This is a genomic window from Dyadobacter sp. HNCC25DJ186, from assembly GCF_056895235.1.
Map to the genome: position 1 here is coordinate 608548 of NZ_JBXHAS010000003.1, position 24458 is coordinate 633005.

General features: G+C 38.8%; 28 protein-coding genes and 1 tRNA gene. 8 read left to right on the forward strand and 21 right to left on the reverse strand.

All coding sequences use genetic code 11. From position 1 onward, the window contains the following. Window positions 1-66 precede the first annotated feature (66 nt). The 4 genes from AC1XUO_RS12345 to AC1XUO_RS12360 all read right to left on the reverse strand — a co-directional run bounded on the left by AC1XUO_RS12345 (window position 67) and on the right by AC1XUO_RS12360 (window position 4911). Complete coding sequence (locus tag AC1XUO_RS12345; RefSeq protein ID WP_483330102.1) at window positions 67-729, reverse strand: ABC transporter ATP-binding protein; 663 nt, start codon at window positions 727-729, stop codon at window positions 67-69. Between the two features lie 42 nt (window positions 730-771). Then, window positions 772-2220: a TolC family protein gene (locus AC1XUO_RS12350; protein WP_483330104.1), complete on the reverse strand. Its 1449-nt coding sequence runs from the start codon at window positions 2218-2220 to the stop codon at window positions 772-774. 2 nt (window positions 2221-2222) lie between these two features. After that, on the reverse strand, window positions 2223-3470 hold the full coding sequence (locus AC1XUO_RS12355) for an efflux RND transporter periplasmic adaptor subunit (RefSeq protein ID WP_483330105.1): 1248 nt from the start codon (window positions 3468-3470) through the stop codon (window positions 2223-2225). 178 nt (window positions 3471-3648) lie between these two features. Next, the gene (locus AC1XUO_RS12360; RefSeq protein WP_483330401.1) at window positions 3649-4911 is read right to left on the reverse strand and encodes an asparagine synthetase B; all 1263 of its coding nucleotides are present in this window, start codon (window positions 4909-4911) and stop codon (window positions 3649-3651) included. A gap of 242 nt (window positions 4912-5153) precedes the next feature. Here AC1XUO_RS12360 and AC1XUO_RS12365 point away from each other — a divergent pair, with 242 nt between their 5' ends. The 4 genes from AC1XUO_RS12365 (at window position 5154) to AC1XUO_RS12380 (ending at window position 8213) form a co-directional block, all read left to right on the forward strand. Beyond that, a complete protein-coding gene (locus AC1XUO_RS12365) occupies window positions 5154-6398 on the forward strand; it encodes an ABC transporter permease (protein ID WP_483330107.1) in 1245 nt (414 codons plus the stop codon). Between the two features lie 82 nt (window positions 6399-6480). Beyond that, window positions 6481-6564 (forward strand) — tRNA-Leu (locus AC1XUO_RS12370). A gap of 86 nt (window positions 6565-6650) precedes the next feature. Continuing rightward, window positions 6651-7580, forward strand: coding sequence for an STM4504/CBY_0614 family protein (locus tag AC1XUO_RS12375; protein ID WP_483330108.1), 930 nt, complete (start codon window positions 6651-6653; stop codon window positions 7578-7580). Window positions 7581-7742: 162 nt separating this feature from the next. Continuing rightward, window positions 7743-8213 (forward strand): hypothetical protein, encoded by a 471-nt coding sequence (locus AC1XUO_RS12380; RefSeq protein ID WP_483330109.1) that lies wholly within the window; start codon window positions 7743-7745, stop codon window positions 8211-8213. Between the two features lie 137 nt (window positions 8214-8350). Here AC1XUO_RS12380 and AC1XUO_RS12385 read toward each other — a convergent pair whose 3' ends face one another. The 9 genes from AC1XUO_RS12385 to AC1XUO_RS12425 form a co-directional block, all read right to left on the reverse strand. Continuing rightward, complete coding sequence (locus tag AC1XUO_RS12385) at window positions 8351-9322, reverse strand: AlbA family DNA-binding domain-containing protein (RefSeq protein WP_483330110.1); 972 nt, start codon at window positions 9320-9322, stop codon at window positions 8351-8353. Window positions 9323-9326: 4 nt separating this feature from the next. Continuing rightward, a complete protein-coding gene (locus tag AC1XUO_RS12390; protein ID WP_483330111.1) occupies window positions 9327-9623 on the reverse strand; it encodes a helix-turn-helix domain-containing protein in 297 nt (98 codons plus the stop codon). A gap of 523 nt (window positions 9624-10146) precedes the next feature. Beyond that, window positions 10147-10569, reverse strand: coding sequence for a hypothetical protein (locus tag AC1XUO_RS12395; protein ID WP_483330113.1), 423 nt, complete (start codon window positions 10567-10569; stop codon window positions 10147-10149). 37 nt (window positions 10570-10606) lie between these two features. After that, complete coding sequence (locus AC1XUO_RS12400; RefSeq protein WP_483330115.1) at window positions 10607-11125, reverse strand: hypothetical protein; 519 nt, start codon at window positions 11123-11125, stop codon at window positions 10607-10609. A gap of 36 nt (window positions 11126-11161) precedes the next feature. Then, window positions 11162-11671, reverse strand: a complete 510-nt coding sequence (locus AC1XUO_RS12405; protein WP_483330117.1) for a hypothetical protein — start codon at window positions 11669-11671, stop codon at window positions 11162-11164. Window positions 11672-12084: 413 nt separating this feature from the next. Then, entirely contained in the window at window positions 12085-12459 is a 375-nt protein-coding gene (locus tag AC1XUO_RS12410; RefSeq protein ID WP_483330118.1) for a Rid family hydrolase, read from the reverse strand. Window positions 12460-12723: 264 nt separating this feature from the next. After that, window positions 12724-12927 carry a helix-turn-helix domain-containing protein gene (locus AC1XUO_RS12415; RefSeq protein ID WP_483330119.1) on the reverse strand — a complete coding sequence of 68 codons (204 nt, stop codon included), beginning with the start codon at window positions 12925-12927 and terminating at the stop codon, window positions 12724-12726. A gap of 3 nt (window positions 12928-12930) precedes the next feature. Further along, window positions 12931-13488: a hypothetical protein gene (locus tag AC1XUO_RS12420; protein WP_483330121.1), complete on the reverse strand. Its 558-nt coding sequence runs from the start codon at window positions 13486-13488 to the stop codon at window positions 12931-12933. 165 nt (window positions 13489-13653) lie between these two features. Further along, a complete protein-coding gene (locus tag AC1XUO_RS12425) occupies window positions 13654-13959 on the reverse strand; it encodes a response regulator transcription factor (protein ID WP_483330122.1) in 306 nt (101 codons plus the stop codon). A gap of 225 nt (window positions 13960-14184) precedes the next feature. Between AC1XUO_RS12425 and AC1XUO_RS12430 the strand changes: the two genes are divergently transcribed. From AC1XUO_RS12430 to AC1XUO_RS12440, 3 genes are all read left to right on the forward strand, one after another. After that, entirely contained in the window at window positions 14185-15135 is a 951-nt protein-coding gene (locus AC1XUO_RS12430) for a phytanoyl-CoA dioxygenase family protein (RefSeq protein ID WP_483330123.1), read from the forward strand. A gap of 35 nt (window positions 15136-15170) precedes the next feature. Next, window positions 15171-16193: an acyltransferase family protein gene (locus AC1XUO_RS12435; RefSeq protein ID WP_483330124.1), complete on the forward strand. Its 1023-nt coding sequence runs from the start codon at window positions 15171-15173 to the stop codon at window positions 16191-16193. A gap of 88 nt (window positions 16194-16281) precedes the next feature. Further along, a complete protein-coding gene (locus tag AC1XUO_RS12440; RefSeq protein WP_483330125.1) occupies window positions 16282-17169 on the forward strand; it encodes a hypothetical protein in 888 nt (295 codons plus the stop codon). Window positions 17170-17183: 14 nt separating this feature from the next. On the opposite strand, the gene AC1XUO_RS12445 is transcribed toward AC1XUO_RS12440, so the two are convergent. The 7 genes from AC1XUO_RS12445 to AC1XUO_RS12475 form a co-directional block, all read right to left on the reverse strand. Then, a complete protein-coding gene (locus tag AC1XUO_RS12445; RefSeq protein ID WP_483330127.1) occupies window positions 17184-17438 on the reverse strand; it encodes a hypothetical protein in 255 nt (84 codons plus the stop codon). Between the two features lie 161 nt (window positions 17439-17599). Then, window positions 17600-17989, reverse strand: coding sequence for a RidA family protein (locus AC1XUO_RS12450; protein WP_483330128.1), 390 nt, complete (start codon window positions 17987-17989; stop codon window positions 17600-17602). A gap of 119 nt (window positions 17990-18108) precedes the next feature. Then, window positions 18109-18672, reverse strand: coding sequence for a Crp/Fnr family transcriptional regulator (locus AC1XUO_RS12455; protein WP_483330130.1), 564 nt, complete (start codon window positions 18670-18672; stop codon window positions 18109-18111). 269 nt (window positions 18673-18941) lie between these two features. Continuing rightward, window positions 18942-19313: a LytR/AlgR family response regulator transcription factor gene (locus tag AC1XUO_RS12460; RefSeq protein ID WP_483330131.1), complete on the reverse strand. Its 372-nt coding sequence runs from the start codon at window positions 19311-19313 to the stop codon at window positions 18942-18944. Window positions 19314-20285: 972 nt separating this feature from the next. After that, entirely contained in the window at window positions 20286-20474 is a 189-nt protein-coding gene (locus AC1XUO_RS12465) for a hypothetical protein (protein ID WP_483330132.1), read from the reverse strand. A 104-nt stretch (window positions 20475-20578) separates the two neighbouring features. Next, complete coding sequence (locus AC1XUO_RS12470) at window positions 20579-20788, reverse strand: SH2 domain-containing protein (RefSeq protein WP_483330134.1); 210 nt, start codon at window positions 20786-20788, stop codon at window positions 20579-20581. A 368-nt stretch (window positions 20789-21156) separates the two neighbouring features. Continuing rightward, window positions 21157-21501: a hypothetical protein gene (locus AC1XUO_RS12475; protein WP_483330135.1), complete on the reverse strand. Its 345-nt coding sequence runs from the start codon at window positions 21499-21501 to the stop codon at window positions 21157-21159. Window positions 21502-22061: 560 nt separating this feature from the next. Between AC1XUO_RS12475 and AC1XUO_RS12480 the strand changes: the two genes are divergently transcribed. Next, window positions 22062-23927, forward strand: coding sequence for a gamma-glutamyltransferase family protein (locus AC1XUO_RS12480; RefSeq protein ID WP_483330137.1), 1866 nt, complete (start codon window positions 22062-22064; stop codon window positions 23925-23927). Window positions 23928-24150: 223 nt separating this feature from the next. On the opposite strand, the gene AC1XUO_RS12485 is transcribed toward AC1XUO_RS12480, so the two are convergent. After that, window positions 24151-24378, reverse strand: coding sequence for a hypothetical protein (locus AC1XUO_RS12485; protein ID WP_483330138.1), 228 nt, complete (start codon window positions 24376-24378; stop codon window positions 24151-24153). Between the last annotated feature and the right edge of the window lie 80 nt (window positions 24379-24458).

Below are 24458 nucleotides of genomic sequence, written 5' to 3' on the forward strand. Positions count from 1 at the left end.
TCATTCACTCACTCTATCATTCACTCACTCTATCATTCACTCATCGCACCGGCGACCCGGTCAAAATTAAAGCACCTGCGTTCCGTCGAATAAACGGATCAGCCGGTGGGTTCTTTTTGCCATGGCATCATCGTGGGTCACCATGACGATCGTTGCTCCGTTTTCGTTCAGGGATTGTAAAATATTAAGAATCTCATTTCCCATTGCACTATCCAGATTTCCTGTTGGCTCATCCGCCAGAATTATTTCCGGTTTTCCTACAATCGCCCTCGCAATGGCTACCCGTTGTTTTTGTCCACCCGATAATTGTTTTGGAAAATGTTTCATCCGGTTCGACAGACCCACTTTTTCAAGTGCTTCTTCCGCCAGCTCTCTTCTTTGTTTTGCAGTGGTTGATCGATAAAGCAAAGGAATTTCTACATTATCGATGACGGAAAGGTCATTAATTAAATGAAAACTTTGGAAGATAAAACCCAGCATCTTATTTCGTAACGGCGCGACGGCTTTATCCTGATAACTTTCAACCTTTTGTCCGTCTATCTCGATAATGCCTTTGGATGGTGCGTCGAGCAAACCAATGATATTAAGCAACGTGCTTTTTCCGCAACCCGAAGGCCCCATGATCGATACGAATTCGCCCTTTTTGACATTTAAATTAATGTTGTTCAATGCAAGAGTTTCTATTGAACTTGTCCGGTAAACCTTCTCAACATTTTGAAGTTTTATCATGGCTGTGTTAGAATTGATAATGGTTAATAATATAATTTACGGCTAATAATTAATCTTTTGTTTCTTTTCAAAATCGTATAAAGTAAGTAAACGCAGCGTGTAATATGTTTGCCAGTAATCCCGTAAGGCCAGAATATAATCTCTTTTTGCTCTGTCTTTTTCCTGCATCGCAATACCCAGATCGGTCACACTCAGATTGCTCAGAATAAACCGGTCCTGGGCGATTTGATACCGGTTCGCCGCAATCTGGTCGGCAAGGTTTGTCAGTTTTACCTGTTTCTGTAACATTTGTAAAAGTGTTACCTGTGTGAAAATTTCCTGCTCGAAAGTAAGTTTATCCTGCTCGACAGACTGTTGCGCAAATTCCTGATTCGCTCTGGCTACCTCCGTTCTGGCCTTATTTCTTCCCCAGGTCATGATCGGCAATGTAAATTGCAATTCTACAAACTCCCGATCCTGCGGTTTTACATAAACATCACCCGGCCTTGCGCCTTGATTTGACAACCCGAACGTGGCATTCAACGATGCATTCAGCCCATTCTCTTTTTTTGCAGAAACCAGGTCACGCTCAGCTTCCAGCAATTTCCGGCGAAAGGTAATGGCGTCGGCCCGATTTGCGAAGGCTTCATCCAAGGCCATCTGCGGGTTTATTTCAAACGCTTCCAGTTCTACCGGTACTTCCAATTCCAGCTCCCGCTCATCCCGTGAACTTAAAAACATTTTCAACTTTAATGTCGACACAGCCGCAGACTGTTGCGCCGAAGCCAGATCTTTTTGCGCGGTCAGAAGTCCCATTTGAAGTTGTAATAAATCATTTTGCGATATCTTTCCAAGTTCAAGTTTATGTCCTGCTATTTTGTACAAAGTATCATTATTACTTCTGTTTTTCTCTGCAATCTGCAAATTCACCTGCGCGACTAAAAGATCAAAATATAGCCCTGTGGCATCCAGCGCAACCTGTTCAAGATCTCCAATGTATTTTTGATTTCCTTCCTGAAATCGCAACGGTTCGATTTTTCTGTCCCACTTCATTTTATTAAAACGGAATAATGGCTGGCTGATTCCAAATTCGAATGGAATTCCGTTGTAACGCGTGGCGTCTCCGGCAAAATCATCAAAACGCTGCATTTGCTGCTGAACATAAATTGTTCCTCCCGTCGGTGCTATTTTTTGTTCCAAAGAAAGGCTGACAACCGAATTGTTATAAGAAACAGACTGAAACGAAACCGTGCCGTCGGGTTGGACCACCTGAATGTATGAATTCGTAAATCCGGGCAACGTACCATTCAGGCTCAGCTGCGGTTTAAAATCGGCCAGGAACGACCGGTATTGCCAAAAATTCGTTTTTTTCGATGTCACAGCCTGCTTGGAAGCAACCGACTGTTCCCTTGCTTTCTGCACCACCTCAGACAAGGACAACCTTTGTACCTGCGCCTGGCAGAGCGAAACTTGAAAAACGAATATAAGAAAGTAGAAATATCTCATGTCCATGGTTATTGCTGAATTGAGATTTCTTCCATATTTTCAAACTGGCTCATATCCGTTATGATTACGTTTTCACCTTTTTCCAAGCCACTTTTTATTTCAACAAAATCGAAGTTGGAGAGCCCGACTTCAACTTCCCGCCGGTAAGCAATTCCGTCTTTCAATACATAGACAAACTGTTTTCGTTTTCCGTTAAAAGTTGGCCCGTTCGCTACACGCAACGTGTTTGGACTGCGGTTTGTGATAATGAAAACTTCTACTTTCATATTTGGTCGCAGCGATTCATTTTTTGCATTATCAAGCTGCACTTTGAATTCTATGATACCATTTTTGATCGACGGCTTCACCTGTGTGATGGCTCCGCGCAACAGCGTTTCGTTTAATTTGACAATAACCGGCAGCCCCGTTTTGACCTGATCAGCATATACGTCAGAGCACGAACCGTCGATCCGGAAACTTCCCAAATCAGCCACTTTTGCGAGCATTTCACCTTCACTGACCGAAGAACCAATATTCTCATTTACCCACGTTAAAACCCCTTTTCGGTCCGCTACGATATCAGCCATTTTTAACTTATGCTGTAATTCTTTCAGATTATTTCCTTCAATCTGGGCGCCAAGTTCTGTTTCTTTCAGACTGGCACCCATGGACTCCCGGTTATAATGAAGGTCATTTTCAAGCTGCTTTTTTTCCAGTTCTGCGATTTTCAATGCGTTTTCTGCCCGCGTGATGTCTTCTCCGGTACCGCCGCCAACTTTCTGCAAACGCCTGGCATCTTCGAAATCCGCAAGCAGTTTGTTGATGTTGAGTGATTTTATTTTATCATTAATTTCAGCATCAAATAAATCCTTGTCGAGCTTCATCCGTAACTGTTCAATGCTGTTACGTTTTAATGCCAACTGATCTTTAAATTTCTCTGATTCAATTTCAGTCAGTGATTTATCAAGATCCACAATGGCTTGTCCGGGTGAAACGGGGGTTCCGGGTGTGATCAGGATCCTTCGGATACTGGCACGAATAGGACTCGTAATAATCTGTTCATAAGCAGGAATTATTTCGCCGGTCGCTGTCAATGTATTTTCTACGTCACCAACCTGTACAATTCCCGTTCTGATTCTTGAAGCCTCCATGGTGCCTTGAAGCGATCTTCTAAGAAAATAGACTCCGGAAATTAAAATGACAACACTTAAAATTCCGATAACCCAACGGCGGTTTTTTTGTTTCCTGACATATTCCGGTTCTACTTCCCGATCCATTTTTGTAAACTTTAAGATATAGACAATTTTCTTTCATGGCTAACTATATCCTTTGTCTTACAACATTATGCCAAAATTCAATTTATTGATGTACAGATATTTGTATTATTTTTAAAAAGAAAAAACCGTGCGATTATGCACGGTCTGTTTGTTTTCGAACTTTTAAAAATCTGAAATTTCAGGTTTTCATCTTTTTCTTTTTGGCAGCTGGGAAAAGTATATTGTTTAAAATTAAACGATAACCTGCCGAATTAGGATGTAAATTCAAATCTGTCGGTTCCTCGCCCACCCGATGCTGATAATCTTCCGGATCATGTCCGCCGTAGAAAGTAAAAAAACCCTTTCCATGCGTACTGTGAATATATCTTGCCTCTCCCGCCGCTTTATTTTCTGCAAGCACAACAACTTCCGGTTTCACAAAACGATTTTTAAATGCGGTTGTTTGTCCCAAAAAACCTTTGATGATGGTCTGATGATTTTGCGTCAGCATACTCGGGACCGGATCCCATTTCGCTGAAAACTGGAACAAAGAGAAGAAGTCATTCGGCTCAGAAAGCCCCCGCTCCTCCGGCTGATTATCTATATCTGAAAATTCAATTTCATACGGATAAGGAATTGTTTTGAAGTTCTGGAAGGCAAAAGTATTTCCATAATTCAACTTGGAGTTTGCAGTCGGATCGGCTGGCGTGCCATCGTACATTGTCTCCACAATATCCACACCCTCAGCAGCCAGGGCTATATCAAAAGTATCGGTTGCGTTACACATCGCGAACATAAACCCGCCGCCCGAAACAAATTCCGAGATTTTTTTTGCGACAGCCAGCTTCATCTGAGGCACGTTGGAAAACTGAAATTTCTCCGCAATACCTTCCGCTTCTCGCTTTTGTTCACGATACCACGGATAATCTTTGTATTGAAAAAACTTGCCAAACTGCCCGGTAAAATCTTCGTGATGTAAATGGAGCCAGTCGTATTCCGGCAATTTTCCTCCCAGAACTTCGTCGTCGTAAACGACATCATAAGGGATTTCGGCGTAAGTCAAAACCAATGTTACGGCGTCATCCCATGGTAATTTTGATTTGGGAGAATACACGGCAACTTTCGGCGCCTTTTGCAATTTTACCGCATCCATATTCACATCCTGCGCACTGATCTGGCTTAGTATCTGACTCGCCTGACCGTCAGAAATCACTTCAAAACTTACGCCACGAACGGTCATTTCCGACGCGAACTGCTGGTTGTAAGCCACCATGAAACTTCCGCCACGATAATTTAAAAGCCAGTCCATTTCCATTTCGTAACTTTTCAATATCCAGTAAGCTATTCCGTATGCCTTTAAATGGTTTTTCTGAGATTCATCCATCGGAATCAGCAGCCTGTTACCCAGAGTTTGGGCAGAAATCGCTAAAAAAATGATAAACGGAGCAAAGAGCCGTACCATTGGTTTGATTCTTTCACGCATCATGTGCAGCTTTACAAATTAATAAAAACAGAATTTCCCGACCCTGAAACCAGGTTTTAAAGATCTTCTGCTACCCTATAAATTCCAGGATTACCGATTTTGAAGTCGACAACTGAAAAGTTTTTCCTCAGACTATAACGAAAGATACACTTATCAAAGCGCATTTTTTGCCTGAATAAATGTAATTTTATTAAATATGGCACGTAAAGCATCATTATACAATGAATATTAAAGAAAATGTAGACGAAGGCCTGCGTTCCATTCAGTCTAATTTATTACGGACTGTACTTACTGCATTGATTATTGCGATCGGTATTACGTCGCTCGTCGGGATATTGACAGCTATTGAAGGTATTCAAAATTCTGTAAACAGCAGCTTTGCCGATCTTGGGGCGAATACGTTTACGGTCCAGAATCGTGAGCAAAATAATTTCCGGTCAGGAGGCAGGAGAGAAAAACGTTATCCTGTGATCGACTACCACGAAGCCAGCGAATTTGCCGACCGGTTTCGTGACGATTTTAAAGCGACGGTTTCACTTTCTGCCAATATTGGTGGTGCCGTTCAGGCAAATTATCGTTCTAAAAAAACAAATCCGAACAGTACCGTGATCGGTGCAGATGAACAATATCTGGCGATCAACGGATATAAAATGGATTTTGGAAGAAATTTAAATAAAAATGACCTTGAAAATTCCTTGAACGTGGCGGTTCTGGGACAGGAAATAGCCAGAAATCTTTTTGACCAGCTTGATCCGGTGAACAAAGAAATTACGTTCATGGGCTCTAAATATAAAATCATCGGCGTTCTGCAAAAGAAGGGTTCCATGGGCGGTGGAACGGATTCGGATCGTGTGATCATTATTCCTCTGGCCAGCGGTCGCGGACTGGCAGCAAACCGTGCGCTGACCTATAACATAACGGCCTCTGCTCCCAGTATTACAGACGGCGAGATGATTCTGGAAGAAGCCAGAGGATTGATGCGCCGTGTGCGGGGCGATAAATTGGGCAATGAAGATTCTTTCGTTGTTGAACGAGCGGATGCCATGGCCAAAGACTTTGAGAATATTTCGGGGTACCTTAGGATCGGAGGCTTTGGAATTGGTATCATCACGCTGCTTGGTGCATCAATCGCGTTGATGAACATTATGCTTGTGTCTGTCACGGAACGCACGCGCGAAATTGGGATCAGAAAATCGCTTGGAGCCACGCCACAAGTAATCCGTTTTCAATTTCTGATTGAAGCGATTGTAGTTTGTATCATCGGTGGAATTGCCGGATTATTTTTAGGTATCATCATCGGAAACGTAATCTCAAATTCTATCAGTGAAGGCAGTTCTTTTGTCGTTCCCTGGCTTTGGATGGCTTTGGGCATAGCAGTCTGCATCATTGTGGGTGTACTTTCAGGAATTTATCCGGCCATAAAAGCCTCACGCTTAGACCCTATCGAAGCATTGCGTTATGAATAGAAAAATTTATCCAAATATTTAGTTGTCAAAATTTGGATAAACTAATTTTCTCGCTACTTTTGCACTCCCAACACAACACAATGCCCGGATGGCGGAATTGGTAGACGCGTTGGTCTCAAACACCAATGAGGTTACACTCGTGCCGGTTCGACTCCGGCTCCGGGTACATTTAAAGAGCGTAAGTAATTGAATTTCAATTGTTTGCGCTCTTTTACTTTTATCTGTTAAGCGAAAGGTTACGCATTTCTTACGATGGGCATTTTCAATCTATTTTCTAAGCGCCAAAAGATGGCGAACTCAGAAGGCAACCTTGACGTCTTTAGTTACGATTTACCACAAGGATTACGTAATCAAATTGTGCATATAATTAGAGATGCGGTAGGAACGCGTTTTGATGGCAGTTATTCAATCGATGACTCTGAGGAATTCTATAAAGTTATACATGGTATACTTTGTCGGGAGCACAAACTTTTAGTTATTGGAGATCCAAATCAATATTATGAGATCCGGCTAATTAATTATTTTTTAACTCAGACAAAAATTGATTATGTTGTAGATGTTATTGAGCTTTTTTTTCGATTTATTAGCGGTGGCATAAATCAATATTATGATTCGAGACAATACCATGGTCAATGTAAAATTACCAGTGCTGATGCGATAGAAGAACTTAACGAAAGGTTTAAAGAGAACAGCATAGGATATCAATTTAGTAATGGCTTGTTAGTGAAAGTTGATTCAACCTACATTCATAGTGAGATCACTAAGCCTACCTTAGTATTTCTATCACACAAGCGATTCAAAGGAGCAAACGAGGAGTACTTAAAGGCGCACGAGCATTACAGACACGGCCGAAACAAGGAATGTATCACCGAATGCTTAAAAGCATTTGAAAGTACTTTAAAAACTATCTGCGAAGAAAAGGCTTGGGCATATAATCATACCGATACTGCCAAAAAATTAATACAAATCTGTTTCGCGAATAACCTAGTTCCGTCGTATTCACAAAATCAATTTACTTCACTTGTAAGTCTAATTGAGAGCGGTATTCCAACAATTAGAAACAAGGTTGGAGGTCATGGTCAAGGCCAGTCGCCGCAGGCTGTTGATGATGGTCTTACTCGTTATGCTATGAATTTGGCAGGTAGCAATATCATTTTCTTAATTGAACAGTCTGGTTTCTAAAAAGTGTTTAACTTCGTAATTTTCTTTATTGTGTTCGGTTCTTCCCTAGAAGCGTAGATTTATTTTAGGCTATCCACCCGAGATACTAAATTTTTGTATTAAATTCTTCTAGTAATTAAATATGATTCACTGTATCGTAGACCTATTAATGTGAATGGCCCTATGAAAAGGCAATATACAGAACTAGAATTTCAAAGTTTCATCGACAGCAATCTCGTAGTTAATTTATCTGCCGGAGGATTAGTAATAGGAAATCTTCATGAAAATGGAGGAATTCCAATATTCAGAGGTCCTTACCTAGAAGATAGAACATACCGATTTGATGCCGAAATGGAAGGTTGCGAATTTGTAATGAATGCTGGAGCAACGATTAAGTACGAAGATCAAATTAAACGCATTAATAGTGAAATGGCTGCGATAATGCAAACATCAAAGTTTGAAATCTTAGTAAAAACACTGTTTAATGATAATTCAACGATATTAGTTAATAGTGCAATGATTGAGGATGCTGATGAAAACAAAGGATTTACTTCACGATTCGTTCTTTTCCATGAAACGCAATTTGTTGTTAATAGATTTTCTTCTATGATTTATTACCATGAATTATACCGAATGAATGCCGAATTCAAGTAAGTGTCATTAATACAATATACCTGTGGCTCAATAAGGCTACGAAGAAGCCTGTACCGCACTCCTTTATTATGCTGATTATCAATATAAATGGCTTAGCTAATGAAATTAAAAAGAAACTAATTGATATAACATGAAAATTACATAAGGTAACCCTTGTCCCGGTCGTTGGATATTGTTGTATCAATTTTATAAACAAGTGGACCTTGGGTAAAGTCATCACATCTAAGTGTCAAAATAGCTCTAAAATTTTGAGGTTCTTTAAAGACTAAGATCGTATTCTTTCCAAAAATATCTTCCGAACGGTCAGCCTGTCTTAAAGTTATACCCTTAAAAATAGTTGCAATCTGATATCTGTCTTTAAATTCCTTAATGCTTGCGCGGTAGGATATTTCTGGAATAAACATTACATGGGGAGCACGCTTGATATTGTCGTCCTTAATAGCACCTTCAGACTTAACTTCCAGATTATTTTTTAAGATGATTAGTTCTGCATCGAAACTTATAGATTCATTTGATTTATTTCGAACTGATATATCCAAATAAGGGTAAGTTTTGGTCAAAGAAAAATAATGAGTGCTAAATTGGTGAGTAATCTCCAAGTCAATTTTCCTATCTTTTCGAACATTTTTAGAATTGTAAATCAAGTCCAGCTCTGTACGGCCAATTCTAAACGTAGAAGTCCCCTTTCGCATAAAACCATCCCCCTTCTTGAAATTTTGAGTTTCAGCAGTGCCACTTATGTCCTTTTTGAACAAATATGGTCGATCATGATTGTCGAAAATCCTAAAATACGCGAGTCTATTACCATTAAATTCGAACAATTTGTATTCAAAATTTATAGTTGGCTCTACATTATCATTAACTAAGCGCTGATAGTCAGCATCATCTATAACTTTTTCTATTGGAAAGAGTTCTTTTATCCCATTTTTTTCCTTTACTCCAATTATTATAAATTTATCATCATCTGACAAATGGTTAGCCATTGCCATAATATCCTTAATAACTTCATTTTTCTTTAACGATTTTCCAAGTTCATATTGATCTCTCTTAAAATCTAGAAGAGAATTTTCTGGTTCAAAATCGATTAGACTCTTTATTTTTTCTGTCATTGTGTTATGATTTGCCGATCAATTCCAAATCCTGCAATTTTCTTCCAAATATATCGTCAGAAGCCAGTTTCAAAAAATCATCCTGTAACCCAAGAACCCTGAGCACATTGAAATACGCGCCCAATGATACACTTGGATTGCCCTTTTCGATATGATATAATGTGGTCCTGTCAATACCAGCTCTTTCAGAGACCTGTATGGTAGTTAGCTTACGTCTCTTTCGTGCCAGTTTAATATTCTCACCCAGCTGTCCAAGGATTTTTGCAAATCTGGGAAGTAGAGTCTGTTTTCTATTATTCATAAATGTTGTTTATAATCAACAATAATAGTTGAATTGTTGATTATAAACAACATTTATGAGGATTATTTAACAATCACTAACCTCCCAAAACGTCAACGTCTGTAAATTGAAATAATACACTTGATTAAATATCTTTTCGAACAAGGGAAAAATCATCTTTACCATTTAAAAGATACCAGCTACAATCATAACTGATATCAATTGTTTTTGCTATCAGCTTAACTATTTTTTCTAAATCTTTTAACAAATGGTTCGACAATTGTCCGGGAAGGGGTACAGTAAAACTCCTGACAAATTGTTCATCAATTAGTTAGGAGTTTTTTTAAAAAAAAACGTTAACACTTTCTTTACAACGCGTAGTTCTTGGTATTCTCTGAGGATAAGAAACAAAACGGATTAGACCTCTTTGACTTTCCTCGATCCTTTGGTAAATACTTAATATATTTGATATAATTTCCCCGCATGCGATGAAGACACCGCGTATTACCAGTCTTTTACCACTATTACGAAAAAAAATAGCTTTCTATATAGCATCGCCGAAATTATTGGCAAGAGTACTTACCTTACTTATTATATCTAAATAGTCCTTTAATTTCATCCGGATCGTTTTTAACTCATTACCCGCCTTTACGTCTTTTGCATCTAATTTATCAACTTCTGTGAGCAGCTTTTCAACGCTGGCTTGAAACATTTGAAACCTACCGTGATATCCACCTTCCAAAACTAAATCATTGGCCTCGACATTAAGCGAAAATCCTGATTCAATTCCAGTCTTGTCAATGCGAATCAGCCCATCACGGCCGAATTTTCTTAGAATTTCTTTCAAAGTATTCCCACCAATACCGTGAAATTTTTCGTCTCGTCCTAAATCTATACGTGAACCAATTTCATTGTTATCGACATAGTGCCGCAAAATTAAATCCTTGATTTCTGCCGTAATTATCATTTTACTTGTGCTGGGGTTGAGCGTTAATTGTAAAGGGTTATTTCCTTTTTAAATACGTTTTATTGCCATTCCCATTTATATAATACCTTCCACCTCTCGGTCCCGTATGTATAGGTGCTCCACTCGTTGGAGTCGAATGATACGGAGTGTGAGAATCATTGATCGAATTAGATCTAGATTGAGGTTCTGGCTTTACGTAACCATAAAGATTAAAATGCTTTTTGTATAAATGCGGAGCATAATCATAGTGGAACTTTTCAAATTCTCTAACGGCAATTTTGTTCTTTGAATGAGGCCTGGTCCTTTTCAGAATTCCAGAGGTAAAGACTTCCATTGTCTTATATCGAACGGGTCCATCATTAACCAAACTACCTTTGCGATTCATGGCGAAGAACTCTATTGTATCGCCGGCCATCATATCCTCAAATCTCGTATCTTCAATACTATTCGGGCCATGAACCGGCATAGGCTCCGTAGTTATCAGTACATATTGAGTGACATATTTAGGGCTGCATCCAAAAGTTAAAAATACAAGGAGGTATATTAGTTTTTTCATGGAAGGGATTTGAGAATACTATTTTGCATTAAAAGGTCAGTTATCACCTGTCACTATCTCATCTATCATCCATTTTTCAAAGTTTCCGGTAGATAAACCCTTTAATTGTAATGCTGATGTTGGCCTTTCAATTCTTATCGTATGAAGTTTTACGCTGATAACAGATGACTCGGTGGCTAACGACTTTACTCGTAAGTTCCATGTCGCAGTCGCATTTGCTGGAAGCGGGCTACTTTCTGTTGGCATTCTTTCTCTAACAATGAAGAAATCTGGATCAATAATTTTCCCTTTTTTATCTTCAATAGTAACAAGTTGCCAAAAAGAGCTTGACTCTCCAATTATTAACCCACTTGCTTTGTCAATCAATTTAACCGATACCCCAGTTGACGCAATCATGTCAATCACTTTTTCCCAAGTCTTGTCAAATGACAAATCGACTTTCGATTTTACAGCGCCATTTTGATAAACTCCTTTCAATGGGACCGGCCTGTATGCACAGCTTTGCAGTATAAATATAATAATAAATAGAGGATAGAGTTTCTTCATCGTTGGGTTTGAGTAGTTAATTTTAAATGTTGTATCGCCGTCTTTATTAAGTAAAAGTATCTAATTGGCGACGTCGCGGTGAAATTTAAAGAAGATCCGGAAAGATCCTCTCCAGAGTTCCGACATTTTGAATCTGCTATCAGTAACATCCGAGATATCTAGATACTTATCAAGACCGAAAATATATTCTTTTAGTAAACAAGGTCTTGAATTGGAAGGATTCAATAGTACAGAATATTCTTTCATTTTCGAGAGCAGCTTTGAAGTAATTCTACAACTATTAACACAACTAAAAAAGATAAACCTATTTAACGGTAAAATCCAAACGATAGAATTACAACTCAGTCATCGAACAAAAAAATAGAGAGTTCCAAAACAGAACTCTCTAAATCAATATCCATCTCTCCATCACCTCATTCCAGCACCAAAGTAGCAACCGTCGTCATTTCAACACGGGCGAGTTTAGGCAAACCGGCAACGGCTATGCAGGTACGTGTAGGAAAGCGGTTTTTGAAATAAGGGCCATACACCAGGTTCAGCTCGTCAAACAATCTCATATCGGTGAGGTAAATGGTAACGCTGACAATATGATCAAAAGTGAGATTGTGTTCGGTTAGTACCGTTTCAATATTGGTTAAAACTTGTTTTACTTCATCCGCAAAAGATGTGGTTACGAGTTTTCCGCCGGCTGATCCGATCTGGCCTGAAATAAATAAAAAACCATTGGCTACCAAAGCTTTTGAAAGAGGTAATACCGGTGCGGCGTTTTTTTCCTGATTGCTGTCCATTTATTTAAGTTTTTAGCTTTCACAAGTTTTGAATCTCAAAACTAACCGGTTTTCAAAGAAATCCGACAATCGGGCGGCCTGCATATCCGCGATTTATTTCTTCGAAAATAGGTTTTTGAAATCGGATTTTGAATATGCGCAATTACACGGACGGTGGCGCTCCGGGCGGAACGAAATCATAGTTACCCAAAGCCAGACTAAAAATCAAGGTTTTTACCAAAGACGCCATGATCCATTACCCGGAATTGAACATTCCGATTTCTCTTAGTCAATATATTCTAATATATCGGCTGGCTGACAATCCAGGGCCTCGCATAGTGCTTCCAGTGTACTAAAACGAATGGCTTTTGCTTTTCCAGTTTTCAGAATGGACAGATTTGAAAGCGTCAAACCTACTTTTTCTGATAGTTGATTTAACGACATTTTACGTTTTGCCATCATCACATCCAGGTTAACTATTATTGGCATCCTTTATATCGTTAATTCGTTTTCGTTTTGTATTTCTATTCCTCTTTTTATAATCTGCACGATGATAAAAAGTATGACCGCCATAAAAAGCCATACATCCCCTCCCGCAATGTGCAACGCTTGTAAATCGGCTTTTTGGATGCCTTGTTTCGATAGCCACAGGGAATACTTAAATCCATAAGATGAGAACAGACCAATGCCAAGCGCCAGAAAAGACAGGTTTGAAAGGAAATTCCTAAGTTCCAGATTGAAAGGCTGAGCAATATTCAACTTTTTGTTCGTGAACAGTTTTACGCTGATGTAAAACATGATAGCTTTCAAAATTGCCACAATGTTCATGATAAGCGCGATAACAAAAAAATGTCCGCGGTCAAACACATAAAGATTTGACAAATAATCCGCTCCTTCCCAAAAATTTGAAACTCCGTGTGGGTTTATGAAAAGCGTAATAATGGTATTGACGGCAGTGCCACCGGCTTCGACACATAGGCCGATAAAAATAATCCATGAAAGTATCTGCAATACTTTTAAAATCTGGTTGGTTTTGATCCTAATTTCCATGATTAGCTATTTTCTTAGTTAACAGCACAAATATCAGCATATATTTATTGATAAACAATAAATATATGCTGATAAAAGAAATTAATCTATGCTTATCTTTTCTATCAGGGGAATTTTCGGAAGTCTAATTACAGATTTCGTAGACTACAAAAAAATCGCAAATATTCATAATACATCAAAATTCTTTTTGGAAGCCGAGTACCAATTTTCTAAAAACTCCTGATTTTTCCACGAAAACCAGACCAGTTTATTTCTCCCTTTCAGTTCGAGTTTACCTGCAATGCGTCCGCGGTAATTTTCAACGCTTTTGGGTTCAACACAAATTTTGGCTGCAATTTCAGGCGTAGTCAGCCCTTTTGATAAATGGATAATCACTTCCCATTCCCGCTTGGTCAGCCTCATTAGAAATACGTGAGGTATAGGCGTGTCCTTATTGAAAGATGTTAGGGTATTTGTAGAGATTATTGTCATATTATTTGTTGAGGAGAGTTGTAAATCAAATGTACAGTAAGGTTACAAATTCTAAGACTATTCGTCTTAAAAATGTAGAATTATTTGAAAATGAGGGGTAAACACTCCAAATAATGAGGGGTTTGATTTAGGTAATATTATTTTTTCTATAAATAGTTTTACACAAAATACTACTGGGGTAATAAATTTTACTTTTTTACTGATCGAACTCTCTCTATATCCTCTATGCAGATGCAAACTCCCTGGGTGGAATCCCCATTTTTTGAAAAAGAGCTAAAAAACGCCAACCTTGATCTGGAAACCACCGCAATGGTGAAATTTTATTCCGAAAACGGGTATGTCATTATTGATCCGCAGATCGATGATGAACTTATCGAAAAAGCATTATTACAGATCAAGCCTGAATTTGAAAAACATAATACTAACCGATTGCAGGATGCCTGGAAGGATCATGAAGCAGTTAAGCAAATTGCTATTGCGCCTCGTGTGATCGAAATTCTCGAAATATTATATAAAAGAAGACCGATTCCTTTCCAAACACTGAATTTTTCAACGGGCAGTCAGCAAAGAACGCATAGCGACTCCATCCATTTTAATTCTGTGCCGGAGCGTTACATGGCTGGCGTCTGGATAGCGCTGGAAGATGTGCATGACGGTAATGGCCCGCTGCATTATTATCCTGCCAGCCATCGGTTGCCATTTTATGATTTGTCCATTCTGGGAATGAAAGGCTCGACGAGCTCGTCCATTGAAGATATGCTTGCAAATTATTACAATCGATACGAGGATTTCATTGAAGAACTGGTTGCGCAGAAACACCTGGAAAAGAAAGTTCTGAATCTTAAAAAGGGGCAGGCACTGATATGGTCGGCTAATTTGCTTCACGGAGGTGAAAAAATTACAATTCCAGGCTCCACCAGATATACACAGGTGAATCATTTCTATTTTGAAAACTGCGCTTATTACCGGCCGATGAAAACGGATATGGCACTGGAAAGAATTTCAATCCAAAAGGTAACTGACATTTCAACGGGCAAAGAAGTTCAGAGCACATACCTGGGAACACCCATAAAATATGTTGGTTATTCCTATAAAATGTACTTACCGGGTACATTGATGAGGAAAATCATCCCTTCAAACTTCCGCCAATGGGTTCAGAAAATGATCAATAAATAAGACGCCTTTCACCTATTTAAACTACATCAATCTTAATGAATAAATATTTATTTTCACTGGATTATTTAAGAGGATTGGCGGCAGTTTCTGTTTGTTTATTTCACTTTACAACAAATCTTGATTACCTGGAAAATGATGATCCGATCAAACATTTTTTCAGTTTTGGTCATTTTGGGGTGCAAGTCTTTTTTATTATATCAGGTTTAGTAATCCCCTACTCGATGGCGAAGGGGAATTATACAATTCAAAAATTTTCAACATTTTTCAAAAAGCGATTGATAAGAATAGAGCCGCCATATCTGTTCTGCATTTTCCTGGCGTTGTTATTGAATTTTGTCACAACGTTGACTCCCTTTTATGTAGGAAAGCCATTCGAAATCGACTATGCTCAGGTCATCTATCATTTTGGATACCTAAATATTTTCATGGGTAAGGAATGGCTAAATCATGTATTCTGGACCCTGGCAATAGAATTTCAATATTATTTGCTTATCGCGCTGATGTTCCCGCTGGTCAGTCACAAAAAGTCTTATGTCTGGATTACTACACTTATTGCTTTTAATGCGGCATCATTTTACCTAAACAGGAATTTTGTCTTTAATTTTTCCATATTCTTCACAACCGGCATATTATTATATCGCTATTTTTCGGGAATTTCCGAAAAGCTGGAACTTGCGCTAACCCTAATTTCCGTGTTAGGATTTCTGTTTTTGAGGTATACCTATGAGGAGATTATTGTTGTTGCCTTTACTGTAACCGTAATACTGATCCCTTTAAAACCGACGCTGTTGAGTACTTTTTTTGGAAACATTTCATACTCACTATATCTATTTCATACACCAGTTGGTGCGCGGCTCCTGCATATTACACGAAGATTTTCAGATTCAGAATCTTTACGACATGCTATGATTATCGTCGCATTCCTTTTTTCGGTAATCGTTTCTTATTTTTTGTATAAAATGATAGAAAAACCGTTTAAAAAGTTATCTCAGAAAATCAAATATAGTGACACGGAGCAAAATGAGGTAACAACTTTAACTGCTCAGACGGTTTCTTAAAATTTTGTAGATTCAATTCGATTGGCAGCTTTCTAATACCAATCAAATTGATACTCTGTATTCAAATATTATTTACTCAACCGACCAAATGAAAAATAATACCGCTTCCTTTATCAATTTTATTCTCCTGTTTTGTATTGCGGCAATATTAGGTTGCTCCAAAGAGAAAGTCTCTCCTGTTTTTCAGAATAATCCGCAGGAGAATGAAGTCAAATACAAATACACGATAGAAAACATTTCGAATGAAGACCTTTACACCTTCAATAACGATGTAACAAGTCCAAAAGAAAACTATCTGGAAGTGAAAATTTCTGCTGGGCAGAAAATTATCGTTGAGGCATTAAGTCCTGCCAAAATAACACCAATGATACGTTCAGACAAGCAAGGACTGCAGACAGAGTTTGTACACAATTACCTGACAGGAATATACCAAATTAATGGCTACATGAATTTATTTGAGGCGACCATTACGGGAAATGCAAGCATGGTCAGTATCTATTTTCCAAATCCCGTTTCAGGCAAGGCCGACAGCTTGATCAATACTAAACTTCCACAATCGCTTTTTTATAAGACATACGCTTATCAAAATATTGATATCATTATCAGCAAGGAAGTGGTTACTGGTACTATTTCACTTGCGACCAAGATTAAAGGCAAAAGCGATATTTCAAAGTCTACGAGCGCCTCCCAAGGAGTAATTACAAGTACGACGGATCTTGCTAAAAAAATGACCGTAGTTTCCGTAGTAGAGCCTATACCTGTTATTCCGTCTACACCTAATCCAATAAATCCAGGCTCACCCACTGGTCCGTCTACACCAACAAATCCGACAACACCGACTAACCCAGGTAACCCCACTGATCCAAGCTGCGGAATCTACAATGGAAAACCTGTTTATACCGGACCTCGGGGAGGATGCTATTACATTAACTCCAATGGGAACAAGACTTATGTAGACAGGAATTTCTGCTGTTAACCTCACACAAATACCTACTCCTTCGGATGTCCATGCCTTTTCACCACATAACTAAACTGGTCCACCACACCATCTTTGATCAGAAAAGTTTTGCTGAGCACAACAAAAAAGTGAACATCACCCAACGCATCCGGAACCATGAGATGATCTCCAACCCGCGGTAGATTCCATTTGTAAAACTCCACTTCGAATTGGTTGATATCTTCTTTTTTGGTGTTCGATGTGATCTCTGTATCTTCTACGAACAAAACTGCTACGAATTTTTCCATGAGTTTGTTTTCTGGTTTTTAATTGGAACGTATGAATTTTAGCAAAAAGTTAGCCTGATATGTCACAAGTATCAGCAAGAATTATTCCAATAAATCTCCTAACGAAAAGAAGCTGTGTTTCCAACCGAGAAAACACAGCTTCTTTTCTAAACCCTAACTTATTATTTTACCACAGTAGCTTCCAGCTCGACTTTCAAGGTTTCAAAAAGACTGGTAACTTCGAGCATCGTAGTCGCTTGTTTGATATCGTGCTTTGCGATCCAGTCCTGAAAAATGTTGAAATGTGGCCAGAGTTCCGCGGTTGATGTCGTATAAATATTCAAACGGACTATCCCGTTACAAGTAAATCCAGCCTCATTGATAACCTTTTCGAGATTTCTTAAAGCCTTGATTAATTGAGATTCCATGTCCTCATCACTTGATATTCCATCATCATTGATCGCTGTTTGTCCTGAAACATACAAAGTGCTTTCTACATTTTTGACTTCTACGGCTTGCACATAATTGCGCTGATCCTGCCATTTCCAGGGATTGGTTATTTTCTTTTCCATTACTATTTGCGTTTGCGTTCGTGTCTGTGACGACATTTAAATTTACGCTGCAAAGTTCCGGATAAGGGTTGAAACCAAGTCTTGACAATCCTCACGATTATTGAGTGAGGTACATCACACTATGAAGAAAGCCTGCTCAGCGTTTCGCGGGATACTCCCAAATAAGCAGCGAGGAGACTTTTTGGCACGCGTTGGATAAGAGCGGGATATTGTTTGAGGAGCTGTTCATACCGCTCTTGCGAATTTGATGTCAGCCAGGAAATGATGCGCCGCTGTGCTCCCAGAAAACCAAAATTCGCTTTTTCAAGAAAGAAACGGTTCATTTTTTGAACGTCATCACATAACTTTTTATAGTCGCTGAGCGTCAGACACAGTACCTCTGTATCTTCCAAACAAACCAGCGACATGGTCGCTTCGGTCTGGGTGTAAAAAGCATAAAAATCACTTTCCCACCAATCTTCCATCGCAAAAGAGACAATGTGCTGCCTGGCAGTATCATCGGTGTAAACCAGCTTCAAAAGTCCGGATACTACAAAATAATGATACCTCACCGGTTCGCCTTCCTGGATCAGGAATTGGTGTTTTTTATATTTTTTACTGATAAAGTGACTGGAAACAAATGCAAATTCATCGTCCGTAAGCGGCACTATTTTTTCAATATGTTCTCTTAATATTTGATGCATAACAATTGGTAGCCTCGGATCTGACAATTGTGGCTAATAAATTCTTTGAACCTTTGACAGTAAGATTATTACAAAGAAACACACAAATTTCCACCTTCCGATCTTCATCATTACATAAAAACGGGAATAGGTTTCGCTTCCTTAATCGCTGAAAACCTACTCCCGTCCAAAGCCTGCATAAGGCATTACTTCAAAATTGCAGACTAAAACTAACAGGTTCAAAACAATTTTGCATTGATCATGGTAGTTTCCGCAACGCTGCTAAAAACCTATCTTGAATTAAGCAATAACGTTGTCTCTTTTATTTTTCTCCTGCTTACTGCCACCTCTTTCCCTCCCGCAAGTTTCAGAAAACGGTCATCATCAACTCTTGAAACAATGAAATCAGAATTGATGATATAAGCTTTATGAACACGGATAAAATTCTTTTTTAAATGCTGCGATACCAATTTTAGCGTTTTACTGACCACAAAACGCTGACCTGATTCGGTGTGAATGATGGTATAGTTCCCTAAACCTTCCAGCAAAGTAATCGTCTTGGGCGGTACGATGATACTTTCACCTTTAAGGTGGACTACTACATCTGTTTTCCTAATTGTAGGTTTTTTACTAATCTCTTCCGGGTCATTTAACACTTTCATTCTAAGCTCCTAGTTTGTTCAATTCATACATACGTGGAAAAATTAAATTTAGATTTAACAAAAAGGATCCGGATATTTCCGGACCCTTTAAATATTTTACTCAACGTTATTAAAAATAGTCCCAGAAACCCGAGACGATTTCAATGATACCTCTTCTATGCTCATTCGAGCAGCTAGTCAATTAAAAAATCAATCCTCCTATTTTTAACTACTCTGGAAGAATGTAAACTGGGGAAATGGGGAAAGAATGAGTATTTGGAGACGCAATTGAAGGATTATCACAACCTGATAGCCCCAAAAGCATTCAGTAAGTCTGTTAGTTTTCGTCCTAAAATATCCGGGATTGCGCCATGGATACATACAGTCAGCACTTGCAACACGGAATCATTTTCCCTATTTGATCATTGTAAAATATGCTTTCAAAAGAAAGAAAGGCTATTTCTTTTCGATTATAATATTTTAGGTTGAAGCACACATTTTTAAAAAAAATACCGGCTTGTCACGGCCGGTATTTTGATGCACTGTTTTAAACTGATAGCGGAGGATTAATTGTAATGCAAGTCTAAAAAATACCGTTAGATAATTAAAGCTAAACTTATTTAACGGTAAAGGTGTTGGAAAATAATATCATTGGAATAAATAAAATTAACCTGTACATCCTTTTGTAACATACTGATTATTAAATCAATTCTATTAATGAATGCCTAATAAAATCCAATTTTTATCTTCAAAAATTTATTTCTGAATTGATTTACTATTTTAAGAAAATAAACATTTAGTAGCACCGAACTAATTTTGACAAAAGCAGGCAAAAGAACAATAATTTCTGTACTGTAATTTCATACACGTAGCTTACCTTCAGAGATAATTGGTAATAGCAGACTAAGTTGATATGTTGTTCAATGAATTATGAAGACAAATAAGCCCGGCTTCCTGATTTAATAAAGAAAAAAACCGGGTAAAAGATATGACTCAGGCCAGTTCACAACTATTTTCACTAAAAAACTTCACTTCACCAGTTTTCTCATTCCTACATTTCACCTTGCCTGTAAACTTGACCGTCGCTCCTTTTTTTATATTCTCATGTTCCAAAATAAGCCAGGTATCTGCATTATTTTTAACTTTTACGCGAACACGATCATTGTATTTTTGAACAGGCATAACTTTCTTTTTTGATATATGGGCATCAAAGTAATGAAATAATTAAGAAAAAAACTACGAAAAAAGACAACAAAAAAGGAGACTCCAGCCTCCTTTTCATCTTCTCAAATATTATTTTCTGTTACTTCGACAAGCATATATTCATCGATTTGATTCCAGGAGTATCGATAAATTATACCGCGTGGAGCTTCGATGAAATCGCTTCCTTCGGCATCGCGATAGCCGGGACGCCATTGGTGTGTGTTTTTAATCCTGAATTTGACAGTAGAACCAGGCTTCGGCAAATCTTCCTTCGTAACGATCTTTACTTTCATAATCTACCTTATTTGGTTATTGCTGAAAGTTACGACATTTTAAACTTGCATCCATTTTAATGCTGAATTTCAATTATTTACCAGATAACCTTTTTTGCAGATCACAAACTTTGGATCGGTTGTTATTATTTATCAAAGCAATAAGAATCGAAAAGGCCGTAATCGACAAAATAATGTCCTCTTGTCTATATACGCAGAATCGAATAAATCCTGATGTGATGTCAGCTTACTCATACAATTCAAGATTTTTATATTTTTTGCATAAAATAACAGGAACCTGTATCATGTAAGTTGTGATAATTTCTTATCCCAACATCCTCCCCAGGTAAATGATACAGGTTCCTTTTATTCCCGGTTTTGCTCCGGAATTAGCTTGCCGCTACCGCATCGGATGTAACTTTGATCAACCCCATGGTGTTGCTCAATGTAGTTCCCGTTATGGTGTAGTTGGCAGTACTTCCATTTCCCGATTCATAGATAAAACCCTGACTTGCAGTATTGTCTTTACCAGCGACTACATTTGCTTTCAGCCAGATTACTGCACCATTAGGTACATCAAGCGAGCCTGGATCAACCGTCTGTGTACGGCCTAGCGTAATATCGCTGCCGGTTTTTGAGGTTTTTCTGTTTCCCTCCTGGTCCATATATTCAAACTCTATTTTAACTACGAATCCTCCTCCGTTATGTAACGAAACTTTTCCAATTTGGTCCATTTTGGTAATCGTTTAAAAGTTAAAGAAATAGTTTAATTGATTTTTCACGCTGTCCTTTCAGGGCAGTTTTTCAAAATTTTGCTGCGCAGCCAATCGACTAAAAGAAGTTCACGCGGTTCAAAATCCAGGGTTCAGGTCGATACATCCTTGTGCACATTAGATTATCGGGCCGTTGCCGTAAATTCAGACTTGTCAAGTATGAAACCGGTAATTATCCAATACAAAACTTATGTACCTCCCATACACAACTTCTGTTTTTCTCACCTGTTTCAGCCTGTCTTTCAGCGATTAACAGGTCAAAGTTCATGATTTAATTTGGTCAGGAACAGACCATAAACACGTGATTATTAAAAACAGGTGTTTTCACTTGGGTGCAGGTGTTTTTGTTTTTAGCACTTTTCTCGTTTTCTCACTAACACCCTTATTGCGAGATATCTGGATTTATTTGATTCTATCTTTCAGCTCTTTTCCCTATATTTAGTATTGAAAATTCAGTTTAAAGAATTCAATTACTCCGCCTAAACCGGTTTCTCGAAATTTTCTTAAAATATATCAGCATTATGAAATTGAAACTTCTGCTCTGTACACTTGCGCTTGCCGGCGTTCATTACAAATCAATTGGACAGGCGTTTAACAACTTTCCGGTAACCACGCAGAAACCTCCCCTGCACGGTAAACACTGGATGGCCATTACCGGAAAACCACTCGCTGCAACAGCGGGAGCGATGATTTTTGCAAAAGGGGGTAATGCAATTGATGCCTCCTGCGCCATGCTGGCATCCACTTGCACGATGTGGGACGTACTGAGCTGGGGTGGCGAAACGCAGGCGCTAATTTATAACCCCAAAACAAAAAAGGTAATAGCGATCAATGCTATGGGTGTAGCACCAACAGGAGCCACCGCCGATTTCTTCAAAAATAAGGGGATGAAATATCCACCAGATCTTGGTCCTCTTGCCGCAACAACGCCCGGGACAGCCGGCGGGTTGATGACAATGCTTGCTGAGTATGGCACCATGAGCCTGAAACAGGTTTTGGCACCAGCGATGCAGTTGGCCGAGGGATACCCTATTGAAGCACAAACTGCGAATTCCATCGAGCGTGGCAAAGATAAAATCAAGCAGTGGCCATATTCAAAAAAAGTCTTTTTGCCACATTTGGGAGAAAAAAGAGAGGCGCCCGATGCCGGAGAAGTTTTCGTTCAAAAAGATCTTCTGGCAACCTTGCAAAAACTGGTTGATACCGAAACGCAGGCTTTGAAAAAAGGTAAAACCAGAAAGGAAGCGATTTACGCAGCCTACGACCGCTTCTACAAAGGTGACATTGCCAAAGAAATTGCCAGGGGTTGTCAGGAACAGGGAGGGCTAATTACAGAAGAGGATCTTTCAAACTGGAAAGTTAAAATTGAAGAACCACTCATGACCACCTATAAGGGCATTGAAGTGTATAAAATGCAGGCCTGGACGCAGGGTCCTGTCATGTTACAGGCTTTGAATATGCTGGAAAATTTCGATTTGAAAAGTATGGGCTACAATTCTTCCAGATATATCCACACTTTATACCAAACAATGAACCTCGCTTTTGCCGACAGGGATTATTACTATGGTGATCCTGCATTTGCTCCTGAAGAACCGATGAAAGGATTGCTCTCAAAAGAGTACGCGAAGGAAAGAATCAAACAAATTAATTGGGAGAAAAACGATCCGAAGACGATGCCGGGTGATCCGTATCCTTTTGAAGGAAAAACGAATCCTTATACGGATCAGATCAAAAACTGGGGAGTTAAACAGGTTTCACAAAGAAATGTCAACGGCCTGGATGATAAATTTATGGAAGAATTCACCGCAGGTACAACTTCTGTGGAAGCAGCCGACGAGGAAGGATGGGTTGTTTCGATAACGCCGAGTGGCGGATGGGTTCCGGCTTGTATTGCGGGAAATACAGGTGTGGGATTAAGTCAGCGTATGCAATCTTTTGTTTTGGATCCTAAGGAAAATCCATTTAACGTAGTCGAACCAGGCAAACGTCCACGGGTAACCTTGACGCCTAGCCTTGCTTTGAAAGATGGAAAGCCATTTTTAACATTTGCCAAACAAGCGGGAGACGAACAAGATCAGTTGCTCCTTCAGTTCTTTTTAAATATTGTCGAATTTGGCATGACCGTCCAGGAGGCAACCGAAGCACCAAGTTTTAAAACACTACAAATGTATGCCAGTTTTGGAGATCACGAAAAAGAGCCAGGCGGATTAATTCTGAATGAAACCATGCCTGACTGGACCAGAAAAGAATTATCGAGAATGGGTTATAAAAATTCATATCAACCACGAACCAGCGGACCAATAAACGCCATTTATTTCGACTGGATCCACGGTACCTTGTGGGGCGGTTCAAGCAATCATGGAGAAGACTATGGCATTGGCTGGTAGTCCTAAAAAATAAAGAACCCCGGAATATCCAGGGTTCTTTACGCACCACTACTCAACGTTAAGAAATAAAGTTAAAAGGAATCATGTTATAAATGAATAAAACTTATCAAAAGGCATGGATCAAAGAGCGATTTGAGTTTTAAAATCTTCATAATCGTTGGACTTTATACTACCAAAAGCTGCTACCTCTGAACGGCCTTTCAATCTTCTGTTATTCCTTTAACTATAATATTTCGATTATATCCGGGTCCGAACTTTCCTGATCGTCTTCATATTCCCATTCCAGTATATTTTCGACAGGATAACTGATACCGATTTCTTCTGAGGTCTCCTGGCCAACTGTTTCGACAAATACATTTAAAAGTTGATTGTAGAATCCTTTATGCCTCGTTCCGCTTAAATCAGTAAACAACAGTGAAATATGTGGCGATGGTAAGTCTGAGCTTTTCATTTTTATAACATTTTTGAAAAATAAAACGATTGTTTTTTTCTTGTCCGATAAGTAATTAAGCAATTATCTTCTACGAATAA